Raw genomic sequence first — 17,323 nt, 5'->3', positions numbered from 1 at the left:
AACCGATTTTTTTGCTTATCTTATACACTCTCATTAGTCTACTGTTCTGGCTAAAGATGTTTTCTTTAAAAATTAATTAAAAGTTCGCATCCGATAAAAGTCTTGTGGAAAAAAATTAGCTTTGCAAGAGTGCCCAGCTTGTTGATGTGTAGTAAGGAATCAATCTTTACTAATAAACAGTAGAAGCCATAAGGCAGTAAGCAAAAAGTTCGAAGGCGTTAAAAAATTTTGCTGTTTGAGAGAGCGAAGCGAACGAGTTCAAAATTTTAGCCGTAGAACTTTTTGCGTAGTTTAGGGTCGAGGCCCCTGCCAGGGCACAGGGGTGTGGGGGAGGTCAAAGGAGGGGGTAGAGGGGGCATTGCCGCCCCCTATGCCCCATCCTTAAAAAGAATTTAAAAGCGAAGCTTTTTTTATTTTTCCTTTAGTTCCTAACTAACAAATGATCTCCCACTAGGGCAACTTTAAAGTTTTTATAAAAATCTTTTTCGAAAAAGATTTGCCAGTCCCTTATTTCTGGATCCTTCACGATTATATTTTCATAAATCGCCCTTATGTTTTCCGCCTTTAGTCCAAAGGCAATGGCAAGGAGAAAGTCTTCTTCTTCATCTCCCAAGCCCTTCAATAGTTCTTCTTCTACTTTTTCGAGTTCTCTATATTTTTTGTTGCCAAGCTCTGTCATCTTGGAGAAGCTTGCTATTAGCCTTGCGTAAAATACCAGAGCCAAGACTATGCTTATTATGCCAAAGAATTTTTCGTTGTAGACTGTGACTATGCCAACGAAAAACAAGAGGGAAAAGACTACAAAGGATAATAAAATTTTAAGGGTCTTTTTTTCTCTTGTAAAAAGTTTTTTTGCCACCATTTCTTCTTCCAAGAAATATATAAAGTCGTTGAATTTTTTGTTGTAGTTGTCGGGTTCTCGCCTTCTCATTTTATCTAAAGTTCGAGTTGAAATTTCTCCATCGCCAAAGGAAAAGAGGGTGTCAAAAAGTTTTTTCTCACCATCATCTAGTCTTTCTGCCCTTAAATTTTTAAGCTTGAAGGAAATTTTTTCTTCGCCAGATTTTGTAGTGTAATAATTTTTTTCAATTTCTACATGACCCTCGCCAATAACTTTTACTATCATGGCTATTATTGTGTTGTAGATAAAGTTTGGTCCCTTGTAGAGGTAGCCCTTCTCGTAATATTTTAGGTCTAGATCTCTATCTTTTGCTGGGCCTTCTTTTTTCTTGGCTAAAAGATATGCCATGATGAGGGACAAGGCTAGGAGCAAGATATTTATTGTCAAAAAGTATGTGCCTGATAAGTTCATTTTTAATTCCATTTAATCACCTCTTTCTATTATATACAAAAAAATTTTTTTGGGTATAATATTTATATTGGAGGGATTGAATGTACGATATTATTATAATTGGTGGAGGTCCTGCTGGTTTATCTGCAGGTCTTTATGCGGCTAGAAGTAAAAAGAAAACTTTAATTATAGAAAAGGGAATCGAAGGCGGACAAATCGCTGAGACTACTAATGTTGAAAATTATCCTGGGATTGATGCCATTGATGGTGTTGAACTAGGAAAGAGAATGGCTGACCAAGCGAAAAAGTTTGGGGCAGAAATTGTCATGGACGAGGTTGAGGACATTGAACTTGAAGGCAAGGTCAAAAAGATCAAGGGTCATGTTGATTCTTACGAAGCCAAGGCAGTCATCATTGCCACTGGTGCTTCTCCAAGAGAAATTGGTGCGCCTGGTGAAAAAGAATACAAGGGTCGTGGCGTAAGCTACTGCTCAACTTGTGACGCTGCCTTCTACGAAAATGAAACTGTTTATGTTGTGGGCGGTGGCGACTCTGCTGTTCAAGAGGCAATTTTCATCACAAATTTTGCCAAGAAAGTTTACATCATTCACAGAAGGGACGAGCTTAGGGCTTCAAAGGTTCTTCAAGAAAAGGCCTTTAAGAATGACAAGATTGATTTTATTTGGAACACAACTGTAAAGGAAATCAAGGGCGACAAGATTGTCAACGAAATGATTTTAAAGGACACTAAGACTGGCGAGGAAAGGTCAATTAAGGCTGACGATCCTTTCGGAATTTTTGTCTTTATCGGCTATGTTCCTAAGACAGAAATGTTTAAGGGCAAGGTAGACTTAACTGATGATGGCTACATCAAGACTGACGAAGAGATGAGGACAAATGTGCCAGGAGTTTTTGCAGCAGGAGATATAAGAAAGAAGACTGTTCGTCAAGTTGTTAACGCAGCTGGTGACGGTGCAGTTGCTGCTATGAATGCGCAAAAGTATATTGACGAAGAAGAAGGAAATCTCTACGAAGGTTTCAAGGAAAATAAATAAAATTTTGCAAAAAGAAAAACATTGCTTGAAGATAAATTTCAAACAATGTTTTTTTATTGCCTAAATTTCCCTTGTCCAATCTGCCTTTAGGGTGTAGGCAATCATGAGGACTGCGCCCAGAGTCCAGGAGATGGGATAGAGAAGGTAGACATTCTCTATTGCCATGTAATGTGGAATTACAAATTTTGCGGCGAGAATCCTAAAGAGGCAAAGGGACAAGAGCATTATTATCATTGGTGGCAGAGTCCTGCCAGTGCCCCTCACTGTGCCTGCCAGGGAGTGGAGGATGGCAAGAAGGAAGTAGAAGGGACAGAAAAATTTCGTGGCGAGGACTCCTGCTGCAATTACATCAGGCTCCTGAGTGAAAAGGGCAATGACCCTTGGCGCAAACTTGTATAGCATGGTGCCAGATATAATTGTGTAGATGATAGTCATAAGAAGGGTTGTCCACATTCCCTTCTTCACCCTGTCAATTTTGCCTGCCCCGTAGTTTTGCCCAGAAAAGGTTGTTATGGCAAGGCTTAGACTAAGTACGGGCAAGATGTTAAAGCCGTCAATTTTTACAAAGGCTCCGAAGCCTGCCATGGGCATGGGGCCAAAGGCATTGACGCTAGACTGCATTATTACATTGGATAGAGATATTACTGCCCCTTGAATTGCTGTTGGTATGCCAACTTTTATTATGCGAAGTGCCATGTCAGCCTGAATTTTTATTTTATTCAAGCGAACTTTATAGATTTCAGGAACTCGGAGCAAAAATAAAAGTGCCAATAGGGCTGAAATAAATTGGCTGATGTTTGTGGCAATGGCTGCACCTTTTACGCCCATGGCAAAATTTTTGATGAATAAAAAATCTAGGACTACATTGGTAGCTGATGCTATAAAAAGGTATAAAAGGGAGCGTTTTGAATTTCCCACAGCATTTAAGATGCCAGCCTCCATGTTGTAGATGACATTAAAGACTAGACCCAGAGAAAAAGTTCGAAGGTATTGGATAGACTCGGGCATGACTTCACTTGGGGTCTGCATCTTTTCCAAAAACCAGGGGGCAAAGATGTAGCCCAAGATGGAAATGGAGATGCCAAGGACTAGGGCAAGAGCCATGGAAGTGTGGATGGAGACCCTCACATCCTTTCTTGAATTAGAGCCAAGGGACTGGGCAAGAATTATGCCAGACCCAACAGCTATGCCTTGGGCAAAGGATATGAGTAGGTTTATAAGGGCTGTGCTTGACCCAACGGCAGCCAAGGCATTACTTCCTACGAAGTTTCCAACTATCATGGAGTCAATGGTGTTGTAGGTCTGTTGAAGGAGGTTGCCGAGGATGAGGGGTATGGAGAAGATGAGAATGGTCTTCCAGATACTTCCTTCAGTCATTAAATTTTTTTCGATATTTGTAATTTCTTTATCTTTCACTTTTATCATTCCATTATTTTAAATTCATCTTGTAAAAATTTCTCTTATGAATAAGTAATATTGTACTTGAAAAGAAAAAATATTTCAAAGTTAGGACTTATTATTTAGAATTTGCTGAGAAAAAATTTATTAATGTCTTTTAAGAAATAGTCAAAAAGAAATATAATTTTTTTTACATTATATAAACTTATTTTTTATATTTGAATGATAGAATTCCCCTTAGTAGGAAAGTAACTTAGGTAAAATTCACATTTATTAGGAGGTTTTTAATGGAAGAAAATTTTAAGAGAATTTCCAGAATTTTTATCATTCTACTTCTAGTGTTTTGTCTACCTTTTAGGGTATTTGCAGCAGATGAAGTTGAAGGCAAAAATACAAGTGGAAATTCTACAGAAATTTCATCAACAAAAGATGAAAGAACAAGAGATGTTAGCAAGGAAAAGAGTAATTATTCAAGTGAAAAAAGTTCAGAAAATAAAGTTGCTAGTGAAGACACAAAAGAAAAGTCTTCAAAAGATTCTCATGCTAATAATGAAGTTGTAGCTAGTGAAAATAATTCAGCTACTGCAAAGCTTGCTGATGATAATAAAAATTTATTAGAAGAGGAAGATAAACTTGCTACAGAAAATTCAGCTGGTGATAAAAATGAAAAAGCTGAAGAAAATAGTGAAGTATCTGACGACAAAAATGCAGGATCTGATAAGAAGGAGGATTCTAAAGATTCAACTGCTGAAGATTCAACAACAATAGAAGAAAAAGAAAATCTTTCTGATAAGACAGAAGACAATAATAATACAGAAGATGAAAATAAATCTGGAGAAAAGGATAAATCTGATGACCAAAACAAATCTGATGATAAAAAAGAATTAGAAGATACAAAGAAATCAGATGATGGAAAAAATTCGCCAGAGAATACTTCTAATCCAGAAGAAACAAAAAATTCAGAAGAAAAGACAGAAGAAAATAAAGATAATACTGAAGAAAAGACTGAAGAAAATAAAAAAAATACTGAAGAAAACAAAGATAATAAAAAAGAAGAATCTGAAAACAAGTTTGACATTTCTATAATTTCAGATACTCATATTCTTCCTGAAGATATGATTGGCGAAAATGAAGATTATGAAGTTGCAAAAAATTCTGATAGAAAACTTTTTACAGAATCTGTTGGACTTTTAAAAGCAGCTTTAAAGAAAATAGATGAAAAGGGATCAAAATACATCTTTGTACCTGGAGATTTGACTAAGGACGGAGAATATGAAGCTCACAAAGAATTCGTGAAAATTCTAAGTGAATGGAAAAATGCTAAACCAGGCAGAGAAGTATTTATAGTTCCAGGAAACCACGACATAAATAATAAACACGCTTTTGACTTTAGTGGCAGTGAAAAGGAAGAAGCTAAAAGGACAGATCCAGATGATTTTATGGAAATTTATAAGGATTTTGTCTATGCAAATGAAAATCTAATTGATAAATACAAAGACTCTTCTTTATTTAAAGAATATTTAGAAGAAGTAAATAAAAAATACAATCGTAATTTAAACTATGCACAAGGCTATGAATCCTATGTAGTAAGAGTTAAAAATGAAAAAGGTGAAGACAAAAATGGTCTTACCTTAATTGGTCTTGACACAACTATTCACTCAGCTGAGTCAACTAAGGATCATTCTGAAATTCAAGAAACAGAGGGAAGAGTTACATTGCCACTAATTAAATGGCTTGTAAGTAAAGTTGATGAAGCAAATTCTAGAAATGATGTAGTTACAGTTATGAGTCATCATGCTTTTTTACCTCACTTTGACAAACAAGAAAAATTATTGAGTCCTTATATTATTAAAGAATGGGACACAAGATTTGAAGACAGCGATGAAAGAATAAATGGAAAGACTCCATCAGAAATTTTAGCAAACCTTGGTGTTAGGTTCTTATTTACAGGACACCTTCACGCACAAGATGTTGCAAAATATGATGACGGAAAGGGAAATGTGTTCTACGACATCCAAACAGGTTATCTCGTAACATATCCACTTCCAGTTAGACATATTACAATTGAAAATAATATTTCAAAGGGACAAGACTACACAATTGATATGAAGACAGACTTAATCGACTCCTTCACATACACTGACCCAGCTACAGGAGAAAAAATCACAGTTAATGATGCTATGAAATATGCAAGCAAAAATCAATTGACACCAGAACTTGTTGCAGGTCTTGTAAATTATTATCTTGACACTAATAATTTTTCAAAAATTGAAAGCAAGAAAATGATTTTTGATCTTTTAAAGAAAAATGGTATAGAAGTTTCTGAAGATGCTTATGGAGAAAAATTAATTAAGATCCTTGGCGATAAATTTTTAACTGAATCTAAAAAAATTAACGCAGGCGTAGCTGAAGTTGAAATTTCTGTTAAACCAATAGAAAACACAGAACTATATGGAAAGGGAAATAAAATTGCTATTGATACAAAAGTCTTTGGAATTCCTACAAAATTATTAATTAGAGGAGAAAAATTAGAAGACGCAATAGACAATATATTAAACCAAGTGGATACTAAGGTAGTTACAAGAGAAAATTTATATAATTGGTCAAAAAAACTTGTTGCAAAGATGATGGATTATCCAATCTACACAAGTGAAGATGGAACAGTTGTTAAGACTCTTTCTGATATAGCTAATGATTCTTACAAAGCTTATTTAAAGGGCGATGAAGTTCAACCAGAATATATTAAAGCTACTGTAGCAAAATATTCTAATCCTGAAAATGATTTAGTAAGAGATTTACTAGAATATGCAAGTAAAGATATAGAAGATGTGTTAATGGATGCAGCTTCAAAAATTGAATACAAAAAAGAAGGCTTAAGTGGTGCAGGAAATGATAGCTTTAAATTTATTAACCATTTAATTGAAGGTGAAGACAAACCAGATGATGGGCAAATGATAAAAGCCTTCCTAGCTCAAATGATTGGAAAGAATGTTGCTGAAACCTTAAAGAACTCAACTATTCAAGGAATGCTTGCTAAACAAGTTTATGGAAAGGAAACTGATAAGAAGAAAGTAGAAGCAAAGGACCTTGTAAATATGGTCTATGGAATGGGACCTGTAGAGAATCTTTTATCAAAACTTGCTAATTCCTTTGGCGCAAATAACATTACAGAACTTGCGGTGGGAACAGTTGACGGAATGACAAATGAAAACAATGGAAAATATAAGTATCCATTCTATCCAGATAACACACATAAATTTGAAGTGACTGTAAATACAGAAGGTCCTGGAAATATAAATTTAAGTCAAGATAAAAACTTGGATTTAAGTAAAGAAATTTCTGATGATTATAAGCTAAAGGATACAAAAGTTTTTGTGAATGGCGAAGAAAGACAAATCGACAAGGATAATCTTGAAGAAGCAATTAGAAATCTTGAAAAAGATTTAAAGAATAATGATGAGGTTTCTCTTGTCATGACTCTTACAAACAAATTTGGCAATGTATTTGAATTAGAAAGTAAAATCACATACAGCAAAGAAGAGCCAAAAGATAATGAAGATCCAAAGGACAATGAAGATCCAAAGGACAATGAAGAGCCAAAAGATAATGACAATGGAGAAGAAAAGCCAGAAGTTGAAATTGATTCAGATGATTTCACAATAATAAATCGTGATAGAGACAAGGAATCTAATGTAATTTTATTAAATCCAATAGTAACACTAGATGGAAAAAACATTCAATCAAAGAATGAAATTACCTTGACTTTCAAAAACTTCAAAGGATATACAGTATACTTTATCTATCTTGATGGACAAACTCTAATTGGCAAAATAACAACAGATGCATTAGGTTTTTCAAAAGTTGATTTAAAAATTCCAGAAGGAATAAAAGAAGGAAGCCATTTAATTACAATTAAAGATGAAAATGGAAACACAGTTTATTCAAAATATATGACTCTTGCAGAATTAAAGGCAGCATAATAATTAAAGACTTACAAGCTAAAGAACCACGAGCTTATTAGATAGCTTGTGGTTCTTTTTTGGATGTTTATATTTAAAATTTTATTTTACAGGAACAACTTTTAAGTCCTTTGATACATGGTTTAATACTTCGCAGCCATCTTCTGTTATTAGGACAAGGTCTTCGATGCGGACGCCAATGCCTTCATCTAAGAGATAAATGCCTGGCTCAACGGAAAAAATTTGTCCAACTTCTATGATGCTGTCGTTTACTGATGATACATCGCCTGCTTCGTGTGTTTCAAGTCCAATGGAGTGACCTGTTCTGTGAGTGAAGTATTTGCCGTAGCCCTTTTCTTCGATGTAGGACCTTGCAGCCTTATCTACATCGGACATCTTGTTGCCAGGTCTTGCTGCTTTTATGCCGCGAAGGTTGGCTTCCTTTACGATTTCGTAAATTTCACGAGCCCTGTCGCTTACTTCGCCAATGAAAACTGTGCGAGTCATGTCTGATGCGTAATTTTTATACATTCCGCCAATGTCAAGGACTACGCAGTCGCCAAGCTTTCCACAAGTATCGTCTGTGGAGTGGTGAGGGTCAGCGGCTGATCTTCCGTAGGCTGTAATTGGTTCAAAAGAAACTTCTTCAACGCCATGAGCCTTGTAGATTTCTTTTAACTTGGCGCTTAGTTCTTTTTCATTTAGTCCCTTAACAACCCAAGGGATGAGTTCTTCCATGACCTTGTCGTTTATGGCAGAAGATTCACGCATAAGCTGTTTTTCTTCTTCGTCCTTAACTCGTCTTACTGCGTCAACTATGTCTGAACCGTTTATATATTTTTTGTCAGGGAAAATTTCTTGAAGGCGAAGCAAAAATTTTGCAGACCAAAATTTGTCAATGCCAATGACTTCATCTTCTTTGATGTATTTTGACAACTTTTCAATGCCATCTTCAACATCGTTATACCAAATTAGGTCGGCGCCAACTTCGCCATCTTGGGGGAAGAGTTCGTTTATCAAAAGTTTTAAGTCGCCATCTCTATGAAGGTAAAGGGCAAGGGCTCTTTCGCCTGGCTCAATTTTTCTATCAAGTAGATAAAAAATTGCATAGGGATCGCTTATGATCATGTGAGCCAAATTATTTTCTTCCATTTTTTTTATTAGTCTATCAATTCTATTTTTGTGCATAATATCCTCCATTCTTTTTTAAAATATATCACAAAATGCTTATAATATCCATGGACTAGAGCCAGGAATAAAATTTTTCAAAAAAAATAATCTGCAGTTGCCCACAGATTATTTTGCTTCCAATGATTTAATTATATTTGCCACCTTTGATGGCATGAGTATTTCGTGACTTCCTGGAGCAAATTTTGTCACTCCAAGATTATTGCAAGTAGCTATAAAGTCATCAGGCGATTTGATTACGCCAATTTCCATTAAGGTGTTGGCAAGGTCAGCTGGGCTTGCGCCTTCAGCAATGTTTACCTTGTAAGATTGAAGACTTGTGTTTGAAACTATGGCTAGGACTTCACGCACAGTTAGTTCCTTGCTAAGGTCGTAAGTGCCAGGTACAATTTTGTCTCCAATTTGCATGTCGTCAATTAGTGCCTTGTAGGCATTTAAATCTTTTATTAGCCCATTTTCCATTAAAATTTTGCCAAGACCGTCGGCATTTGTGCCTTCAGGAATTGTTATTTTACTTGTCGCCATATTTTCTGCTGTTTCTTCTTTTTCTTCTTTTTCTTCTTCATTGTCAATTACCACAATTGGCTTTACGAATTCTTCTTCTCTAAGACCAGTGGCAACTAAAATTTCGCTTACAGTCTTAGAAAGCTCGTCGCCTATACCAATACTTACATTGCGGTGGGAAATTGAATTGACATAAAGGCAGTCCATTCTCCACTTGATTACGAAAACCAAGAAAAGGAAAAATAATATTGACAAGAAAACTTGCAAAAATTTAATAAAAAAGAGTTTGCCTCTGTTAATATTTTTCAAAATAAACCTCTTTTCAACTTGTTTTGATATAATTATATCAGTAAAGTTAAAAAATGAAAAGTTTGGAGATCTTATGCGAGAAATTATTGTAAATAAAAATGACCAGGGTAGAAGGCTGGACAGGTTCTTAAAAATTTATTTTGAGAAGGCGCCACTGTCCTTCATATATAAAAATTTGAGGAAGAAAAATATTGTCCTAAATGGCAAAAAGGCAAAGCCTGAAGATATTTTGTCTGAGGGAGATCAAATTAAATTATTTTTGTCAGAGGAGACAATAAATAAATTTAAAAAAGATATTAAGAAGTCAAAAAATTCTAAGCTACCAGATATTTTGTACGAAGACCAGGATATTATTTTGGTAAAAAAACCAGTTAACATGCTCACTCACAACGACAGCAAGGTTTACCAGGACAATGCCCTAGACAGGATGGTGGACTATTTAATAGCCAAGGGGGACTACAGTCCAAGGATGGAAAAATCCTTTAGACCTGCCTTTGTCAATAGGCTTGACAGAAACACTTCTGGGATTTTAATTGGGGCAAAAAATTTAAAGACACTGCAAATTTTAAATGAAGCTATAAAAAATCGTCAGATTAAAAAATATTATGTAACTCTTGTTTCTGGCAGGGTGAAAAAAGATTTTGATGTGGACATAAATTTAATGAAAACTGCAAATAATGTCATGAAAAAATCAAAGGAAGATGAGGGCAAGAGGTCTATCACAAAATTTCACCTCTTAAAAAATAAGGGAGACTACTCCCTTCTTGCTGTGGACTTAATAACGGGAAGGACCCACCAAATTAGGGCATCCCTAAAGGAAAAAAACCTCTTCATCATTGGCGACAGAAAGTATGGTCATGAAGGGGTCAATAAAATTTTTAGGGACAAGGGACTGGACAGTCAATTCCTCCACAATTATTCTATAGTTTTTGAGTGTGATGGGCTTGAAAATGTTAAGGACAAAAAATTTATTTATCTACCAGGAGAAAAGATGACAAATATAGCTGAAGAAATTTTTGGCGTAAATTTAGGTGATTTGTTAAATGAAAAAAATAATTTTTAGAAACCCAAGGGAAAAATTAAATTTTGAAAATTTAAAGGGCGAGAAGACTCTTGTCATCTTGCCATCTCAGTCTGCCATAAATTTTTACATAAGGGACATGCTGAGAAGGGGCATTGACATAACAAAGACAGACTTCGAAACTTTTGACGGCATTGGCAAAAAGAATAGGAGAAAGAGGCCTGATTCCGTTTTAAAATACATTATTCTATCAAAAATTTTAAAAGATAATTTTGTTGACATGGAAATTTTTCCTGAGACTGTGGATATTATTTTAGATTTTTTTGACGACATCTGCGAAAATAATTTGTCTTGTGAGGATATTTTAGAGATTGATGGAGAAATTTTTAAGGGACTTTCTAAAGTTTTTGAGCTTTATAAGGCATATTTTGATGAAAGGGGCTACGACCTTTATGGAAGGCTAAAGGATTCTTCTCTGGAAAAAAGTGCCTACGACAGCATAATTATCTCTGGCTTTTTGGAATTTAGAAAAAATGAAGAGGAAATTATAAAAAAACTTGCTGACCTGTCAGACAAAAACATTTACCTTGACCAGCCCTTTAATTTTATAAAATCTGATTTGATTTCATCCACTATAAGGAGCCTAGAGGAGCTTGGCTTTGTCTTGGAAGAGGCAGAATTTTTGGACTACAAAGAAGACTTAAAGAAGAAGGATATAAAAATTATTTCATCAGATAAGGATTTTTACAACTTATTTTTTTCTCAGCTAAAACTCTTGTTAAGGGACAAGGGGGTCCAAGACCTTGGCATCTTAAGTGGGTCAAAAAGTCTTGCTGAAAAGATAAAAGCTAGGGAAGGCTTTGAAGGACTTGAATTTAATGTAAAAAGTAGTGAAAAATCCCTTCTTGAAAGTGAATTTTTGGTCCTCATGGACTATTTTTTAAATAAAAACAAGGAAAACACCCTAAAAAGAGTGAGACTTATGTATTTTCCTCTGGATGTAGATGGAATTTCACTGGAAAAGGCACTGATGACCTATGATTTTAAGAATTTATCTGACATAGACTTTTCAAAAGTAAAAAACCTTGAAGTAAATACAGATTCTCCAGAGAATTTTTTTGCTGGCGTGGACTTTTTGCAAAAAGAAAAAATAGATGACCTTGGGACTTTAGATTATTACATGGAATTTTTTGAAAATTATTTAGAGGGTGGCCGAGAAAAAATAAGAGAAGAAGTAGAAAAAAATCCAGAGACTTTGGCACTTCGGGACCTAAGATTTCTCGACAAAATGGAAGAAAATTTTTCCAAGATGAAAAATCTCTCCTCACTTTACAAGGAGATTTCCCTTTTTGAATTTGTCTTAATCACGAAAAAATACCTTGAAAAGTCAATGCTTGATGAGGTTCAAAACCTAGAGGCAATAGAAATTGCAAATTATTCTTCAAACTATTATAGGGACTTTAAAAATTTAATTTTAATTGGCTTTGACAAAAATTTTGAAAAAAAAAATAAGAACAACTTCCTTTACAATAGGGAAACAGAAAAGGACATGGAGAGAATTGGACTCATAAGGGAGGATTTCCAGAGGGATTACATCTATCTAATTTACGATTTGCTTTCATCAGAGGAAATTTTTATTTTAATTGAGTACAAGGACAAGGGACTTTCAAAACTTTTAAACACCCTGATTTACGACTTGGACTTAAAAATTCAAGATCAGGAGAAAATTTATACCACATCAAAACTTGACCTGGACTATGAAAGTCAAGAACTTGACTACAAGGTTTCTGCCGCCGAATTAATTGGCATCAACAAAAAAATTAAGGAGAGAAATTATTCTGTAACAGATTTTGACATTTTAAAGGACTGCCCAAGGAGATTTCTCTTTGAGAGAGTTTACAAAATTGAAAGATTGGAAAAGGAATATGAGGAAAAATATTATTTAAGTGAAGGGGACAAGTTCCACCACATTTTGGAGAAATATTTTAAGAGGGAAAGAGATTTAAATGTTGAAGTTCTCAAAGAATTGATTCTAGAGGAAGAAAATTTGGGGGACTATGAAAATTTGTCCTTCCTAGAAAAAATTTCTGTAATAAATTCCTTTAACATCTTAAAAAATTATCTTGAGAAGGACTTGGAAGAGCAAAAAAAATATGGCTTTGTTCCAAAATATTTTGAAGAGGGTTTTGTAACAGATGCCAGTGGACTAAGGGTAAAGGGCAGAATCGACAGGATCGACGCCCTGGGAGACCAGGAGATTTTAATTGACTACAAGAGGTCCAAGGGCAGGACGAAACAGGAAATTCTAGATTTAAAATCTTTTCAAATGCCACTTTATGCTATAGCGAGAAAAAATCTGGGTAAGAAAATAGCAAGTGCCACTTATGGTTCTGTGAAGAGGGCAGAGATTTCCACTGTCATAAAAAATTCTGACCTCTTGCCAAGAGACGACAAGAAGAGAAATTATTTTACAGAGGAAGACTTGTCCACCCTTTTAGAAAATGTGGAAAAGGAAATAAGAAGAATGACAAATAGCATAAGAGCAGGGGACTATACTTCCACTAGCACTTGCGACAATTGCGACTACAGAGAAATTTGCGAGAACAAGGAGATTTAAATGGATAAAAGAGAAGTAAGGAAAAAATATACAAAAGTTAGAGCAAATATTGAAAATAGAGATGAAAAGAACAAAAAAATTAGGGAAAATCTTAAAAATTTAGAGATTTATAAAAATGCAAAGTCTGTTTTTGTTTTTATTTCCTATAAAAGTGAAGTGGACACAAAAAAAATCATTGAGGACATAATTAAGGATGGCAAAAAACTTTTGGTGCCACTGGTAAAGGGCAAGGACATGATCGCTGTTGAAGTAAAGGGAATAGAAGACTTAGAGCCAAATAAAATGGGCATCCTTGAACCAAAGTCTGGCGAAGAAGTCCTTGATGTAGACCTAACTATTACGCCAGGCCTTGCCTTTGACAGCGAGGGTTACAGACTTGGCTACGGCGGAGGCTACTACGACAAATTTTTTGCCAAAGTTGATACTATAAGAATGGGCATTGGCTATTCTGATCAAATTGTAGAAGAAGTCCCTCATGAAGATTACGACAAAAAATTATCTTATCTTTTGACAGATAAGGGTTTAATCGAGTTTGGTGCTAAATGAAAAGACACTACCCAAAGATAGAAGCAAAGACCTGGAGATGGATTCTCGCCCTTGTAATTTCAATTGGATCCTTTTACGGAGTTAGCTTTTTATTTTACGCACTAAAGGTAAAAAATGAAATTATCTACGCCCTTGCCATAAGTATTTTATGTCTACTTTCACTTTTAGTGGTGGACAAAAAATTCATCAAAAAAATATTTTTGCCATTAAAGATGAAGGACCTAGTCTATATAATTATTGGGCTTGGATTTTCCATTGTTGCTGTTGTAATTTCTTCTATTGTCGTCACAAATCTTGGCATAGAGGGTGCAACTAACCCAATATTTGATGTGCTTACGCCAGATAATTTCAAGAGCTTTTTTGTCTCAACCACAATTCAATTTATTGCAGAAGAAATTATTTTTATTATTCCATTTTTGTTTGTCATAAATAAAATGAAGACGGAAAATAATATTTTAAAGACAATTTTTGCCCTTCTTCTTTCTTCTGTAATCTTTGGGGCAATGCACCTTTCTACCTATGACTTTAACCTCTTGCAAGCAGTCCTAATCATTTCAATAATAAGGACGGGCCTATCCCTGTCCTATGTCCTTTCGAAAAATTTAAGCGTCACTTATATCATTCACATAATTTACGATTGGAGCTTGATTATAATTTATCTTGCGGCAAGACAAATGATACAATAAATAAAACCACGAGCTTTGATTTACAAAAAGCCCGTGGTTTTTGTCTGTTAATTAAATATTAAATCCCTTAAAGATTAAACTGAAAGTTCTTTAAAGCCATTGCCCAAAATTTCTGAAGTGTCAGAGACAGAGACAAAGGCATCGGGGTCGATCTCCTTTATAATTTGTCTAATCTTAACAAGTTGCTTGGAAGAGCAAACAACATATAAGATGTAGACATCCTTCTTTTTGTAAGAAGTTACGCCCTTGATGTAGGTTGCGCCTCTGTGAACTTCCTTGTAAATTTCTCTTGCAATCTCTTCGTTTTTTTCAGAAATGGCGAGGACTTGCTTTTGCTTGCCAACGCCAAGTTGAATTTTATCTACAACATTGTAGTTTATAAACATCAAGATTAAAGTGAAGAGGACCTTGTCTATAGAAAAGAAATAGCCAAGGGAACTTACGATAATAAAGTTGATGCCCATGAGGACACTGCCTATAGTGATGTTAAATTTCTTTTTAAGAATTGCCGCCACTATGTCAAGACCTCCCGTTGATGTTCCATTACGAAAGGCGATGCCCATGCCTATACCATTTAAGAGACCGCCAAAGATGCAGGCAAGGACGGGTTCCTTTGTGAGATAAAAACCTGGCAAGATTTTTTGATAAAAGGATGAAAAGACAGATAGGAGCAAAATCGATAGAGTAGAGAAAAATGTAAAATCCCTATCTAAAAAGAAAAAGCTCAAAACAGATGTAGGTATATTAAGTATAAATATTAAGAGGGGAAGACTTATGCCTGTGACATTTGATGTCAAAATACTAAGACCAGTCAAGCCACCTGATATCAATAAATTTGGTTTTATTATGTAAACAATGGAAAAGGAAACTATTAAAGTGCAGACAATTACTGATAGAAGTTTTCTCTGAAAAGTCTTTGAAAAAATCCATTTTCTTAAACTCAATGCATTTGAGTTCATAAAATCACCTCATAAGCTATGATACACTAAACGCAGAAGAATTATAAGTAAAAATTGAAATAAAAATCCTAAAAAAAGTTTTATTGTGAGGTAAGTTTATTTTAAAAAATTCACCTGAATTTAGTGAAAATGATTACCTAAAAAAGTGCTAAAATAATTGATAGAAATGGAAATAAGAAGTAGCTTGTGGTGATAAAATCAAAGGAAAAAAATTTTACCATTGTTTACGATTTGAATTATTATTTGCCAAAAAAAATTAAAAATTAAAGCTATAAGTACAAATATAAACAATTCGTTAAAGTTAATTCCACAACTTGAACTTAATATTTCTATTTGATATAATTATGACTGTAAGAAATGGTTATCATGAATATACATAAAGGAGAGTGTTTAAAAATGACAGATACTTTAAATCCGTTAGTAGCAGCTCAACAAAAAGTTAAGGCTGCATGTGACAAGCTAGGTTGCGACCCAGCAGTTTATGAAATCCTAAAAGAACCTGAAAGAGTAATTGAAATTTCTATTCCAGTAAAAATGGATGATGGTTCAGTTAAAACTTTCAAAGGTTGGAGATCAGCTCACTCAACAGCAGTTGGTCCAGCAAAAGGTGGAGTTAGATTCCATCCAAATGTAAATATGGATGAAGTTAAGGCTCTTTCTCTTTGGATGACTTTCAAAGGTGGAGCACTTGGCCTTCCATACGGTGGAGGAAAAGGTGGAATTTGTGTAGACCCATCTGAACTATCTGATAGAGAATTAGAACAACTTGCAAGAGGTTGGGTAAGAGGCCTTTATAAATATCTTGGTGAAAGAATTGATATTCCAGCACCAGATGTTAATACTAACGGACAAATCATGTCTTGGTTTATTGATGAATACATCAAAGTAAACGGAGACAGACAAGATATTGGAACTTTCACAGGTAAACCAGTTGGACTTGGTGGATCTGAAGGAAGAAACGAAGCAACAGGATTTGGTGTTGCTGTAGTAACTAGAGAAGCTGCTAAGCGTGAAGGAATTGACTTCTCAAAAGCTAAAATTGCAGTTCAAGGCTTCGGTAATGTTGGATCTTTCACAGTTAAAAACATTGAAAGACAAGGCGGAAAAGTTTACGCTCTAGCTGAATGGGACAAAAAAGAAGGAAACTACGCTCTATACAATGAAAATGGACTAGACTTCAAAAAACTTATTGCTTATAAGAACGAACACCACACACTAATTGGTTACCCAGATGCAAAACAAATTTCTGCAGATGATTTCTGGACAGGCGAATGGGATATCTTAATTCCAGCAGCTCTAGAAAATGTAATCACTGGTGATGTTGCTAAAAAACTTAATGTTAAATTAGTTTGTGAAGCAGCTAATGGACCTACTACTCCAGAAGGAGACAAGGTTCTTGTTGAAAGAGGAATTCCTCTAACTCCAGACATTTTAACTAACTCTGGTGGAGTTCTTGTTTCTTATTACGAATGGGTTCAAAACCAATACGGAATGTACTGGACTGAAGCTGAAGTTGAAGAAAAACAAGAAGCTGACATGATGAAAGCTATCGAAGGTGTATTTGGAATTTGTGACGAATACGATGTAGTTCCTAGAGAAGGAGTTTACATGTACGCTATCCAATCTATCGATAAAGCTATGAAACTAAGAGGATGGTATTAATCCTAAGGCTAAATGACAAGCTTAATAAAATGACTAAAAACCGCAGCATATGTTGCGGTTTTTTTATGTTTTGATATATATGATTTCAAAAAAAGGTGGAGAACAAAATCTTGTCTCCGCCTTTTTTG

General features: G+C 34.9%; 12 protein-coding genes. 7 read left to right on the top strand and 5 right to left on the bottom strand.

The annotated features are described in order from the left end of the window. Positions 1-421: 421 nt before the first annotated feature. Positions 422-1,324: a DUF2207 family protein gene (locus tag HMPREF2801_RS02980; protein ID WP_070610483.1), complete on the bottom strand. Its 903-nt coding sequence runs from the start codon at positions 1,322-1,324 to the stop codon at positions 422-424. A 68-nt stretch (positions 1,325-1,392) separates the two neighbouring features. Between HMPREF2801_RS02980 and trxB the strand changes: the two genes are divergently transcribed. Beyond that, positions 1,393-2,346: a thioredoxin-disulfide reductase gene (gene trxB, locus HMPREF2801_RS02975; protein ID WP_070610482.1), complete on the top strand. Its 954-nt coding sequence runs from the start codon at positions 1,393-1,395 to the stop codon at positions 2,344-2,346. 60 nt (positions 2,347-2,406) lie between these two features. Here the strand turns inward: trxB and HMPREF2801_RS02970 are convergent, their stop codons facing one another. After that, positions 2,407-3,771 (bottom strand): MATE family efflux transporter, encoded by a 1,365-nt coding sequence (locus HMPREF2801_RS02970; protein WP_070610481.1) that lies wholly within the window; start codon positions 3,769-3,771, stop codon positions 2,407-2,409. A 260-nt stretch (positions 3,772-4,031) separates the two neighbouring features. Here HMPREF2801_RS02970 and HMPREF2801_RS02965 point away from each other — a divergent pair, with 260 nt between their 5' ends. Next, complete coding sequence (locus HMPREF2801_RS02965; protein WP_070610480.1) at positions 4,032-7,724, top strand: metallophosphoesterase; 3,693 nt, start codon at positions 4,032-4,034, stop codon at positions 7,722-7,724. Positions 7,725-7,805: 81 nt separating this feature from the next. Here HMPREF2801_RS02965 and HMPREF2801_RS02960 read toward each other — a convergent pair whose 3' ends face one another. Then, positions 7,806-8,891, bottom strand: coding sequence for a M24 family metallopeptidase (locus HMPREF2801_RS02960; protein ID WP_070610479.1), 1,086 nt, complete (start codon positions 8,889-8,891; stop codon positions 7,806-7,808). A 108-nt stretch (positions 8,892-8,999) separates the two neighbouring features. After that, a complete protein-coding gene (locus tag HMPREF2801_RS02955; RefSeq protein ID WP_246829961.1) occupies positions 9,000-9,602 on the bottom strand; it encodes an endolytic transglycosylase MltG in 603 nt (200 codons plus the stop codon). A 175-nt stretch (positions 9,603-9,777) separates the two neighbouring features. Between HMPREF2801_RS02955 and HMPREF2801_RS02950 the strand changes: the two genes are divergently transcribed. The 4 genes from HMPREF2801_RS02950 to HMPREF2801_RS02935 are packed head-to-tail and all read left to right on the top strand — an operon-like array spanning position 9,778 to position 14,574. Further along, a complete protein-coding gene (locus HMPREF2801_RS02950) occupies positions 9,778-10,767 on the top strand; it encodes an RluA family pseudouridine synthase (protein ID WP_070610478.1) in 990 nt (329 codons plus the stop codon). After that, entirely contained in the window at positions 10,748-13,342 is a 2,595-nt protein-coding gene (locus tag HMPREF2801_RS02945) for a PD-(D/E)XK nuclease family protein (protein ID WP_070610477.1), read from the top strand. The genes HMPREF2801_RS02950 and HMPREF2801_RS02945 overlap by 20 nt, the downstream gene beginning before the upstream one ends. Next, complete coding sequence (locus HMPREF2801_RS02940) at positions 13,343-13,888, top strand: 5-formyltetrahydrofolate cyclo-ligase (RefSeq protein WP_070610476.1); 546 nt, start codon at positions 13,343-13,345, stop codon at positions 13,886-13,888. Then, a complete protein-coding gene (locus tag HMPREF2801_RS02935) occupies positions 13,885-14,574 on the top strand; it encodes a CPBP family intramembrane glutamic endopeptidase (protein WP_070610475.1) in 690 nt (229 codons plus the stop codon). The genes HMPREF2801_RS02940 and HMPREF2801_RS02935 overlap by 4 nt, the downstream gene beginning before the upstream one ends. A 74-nt stretch (positions 14,575-14,648) precedes the next feature. Here HMPREF2801_RS02935 and HMPREF2801_RS02930 read toward each other — a convergent pair whose 3' ends face one another. After that, entirely contained in the window at positions 14,649-15,533 is an 885-nt protein-coding gene (locus tag HMPREF2801_RS02930; protein ID WP_070610474.1) for a YitT family protein, read from the bottom strand. 396 nt (positions 15,534-15,929) lie between these two features. On the opposite strand from HMPREF2801_RS02930, the gene HMPREF2801_RS02925 reads away from it, so the two are divergent. Next, positions 15,930-17,195, top strand: coding sequence for a Glu/Leu/Phe/Val family dehydrogenase (locus HMPREF2801_RS02925; protein ID WP_070610473.1), 1,266 nt, complete (start codon positions 15,930-15,932; stop codon positions 17,193-17,195). Positions 17,196-17,323: the final 128 nt, after the last annotated feature.

It is taken from the genome of Peptoniphilus sp. HMSC062D09, assembly GCF_001811425.1.
Lineage (GTDB): Bacteria > Bacillota > Clostridia > Tissierellales > Peptoniphilaceae > Peptoniphilus_A.
Note: the sequence above shows the minus strand (reverse complement) of the source record. Positions and strands in the feature narration are given on the sequence as shown.

What these genes read in the sequence shown, in the direction of transcription:
- HMPREF2801_RS02980 (WP_070610483.1), bottom strand. Translation starts at nt 1,324, where the DNA reads ATGGAATTAAAAATGAACTTATCAGGCACATACTTTTTGACAATAAAT.
- trxB (WP_070610482.1), top strand. Translation starts at nt 1,393, where the DNA reads ATGTACGATATTATTATAATTGGTGGAGGTCCTGCTGGTTTATCTGCA.
- HMPREF2801_RS02970 (WP_070610481.1), bottom strand. Translation starts at nt 3,771, where the DNA reads ATGATAAAAGTGAAAGATAAAGAAATTACAAATATCGAAAAAAATTTA.
- HMPREF2801_RS02965 (WP_070610480.1), top strand. Translation starts at nt 4,032, where the DNA reads ATGGAAGAAAATTTTAAGAGAATTTCCAGAATTTTTATCATTCTACTT.
- HMPREF2801_RS02960 (WP_070610479.1), bottom strand. Translation starts at nt 8,891, where the DNA reads ATGCACAAAAATAGAATTGATAGACTAATAAAAAAAATGGAAGAAAAT.
- HMPREF2801_RS02955 (WP_246829961.1), bottom strand. Translation starts at nt 9,602, where the DNA reads ATGGACTGCCTTTATGTCAATTCAATTTCCCACCGCAATGTAAGTATT.
- HMPREF2801_RS02950 (WP_070610478.1), top strand. Translation starts at nt 9,778, where the DNA reads ATGCGAGAAATTATTGTAAATAAAAATGACCAGGGTAGAAGGCTGGAC.
- HMPREF2801_RS02945 (WP_070610477.1), top strand. Translation starts at nt 10,748, where the DNA reads ATGAAAAAAATAATTTTTAGAAACCCAAGGGAAAAATTAAATTTTGAA.
- HMPREF2801_RS02940 (WP_070610476.1), top strand. Translation starts at nt 13,343, where the DNA reads ATGGATAAAAGAGAAGTAAGGAAAAAATATACAAAAGTTAGAGCAAAT.
- HMPREF2801_RS02935 (WP_070610475.1), top strand. Translation starts at nt 13,885, where the DNA reads ATGAAAAGACACTACCCAAAGATAGAAGCAAAGACCTGGAGATGGATT.
- HMPREF2801_RS02930 (WP_070610474.1), bottom strand. Translation starts at nt 15,533, where the DNA reads ATGAACTCAAATGCATTGAGTTTAAGAAAATGGATTTTTTCAAAGACT.
- HMPREF2801_RS02925 (WP_070610473.1), top strand. Translation starts at nt 15,930, where the DNA reads ATGACAGATACTTTAAATCCGTTAGTAGCAGCTCAACAAAAAGTTAAG.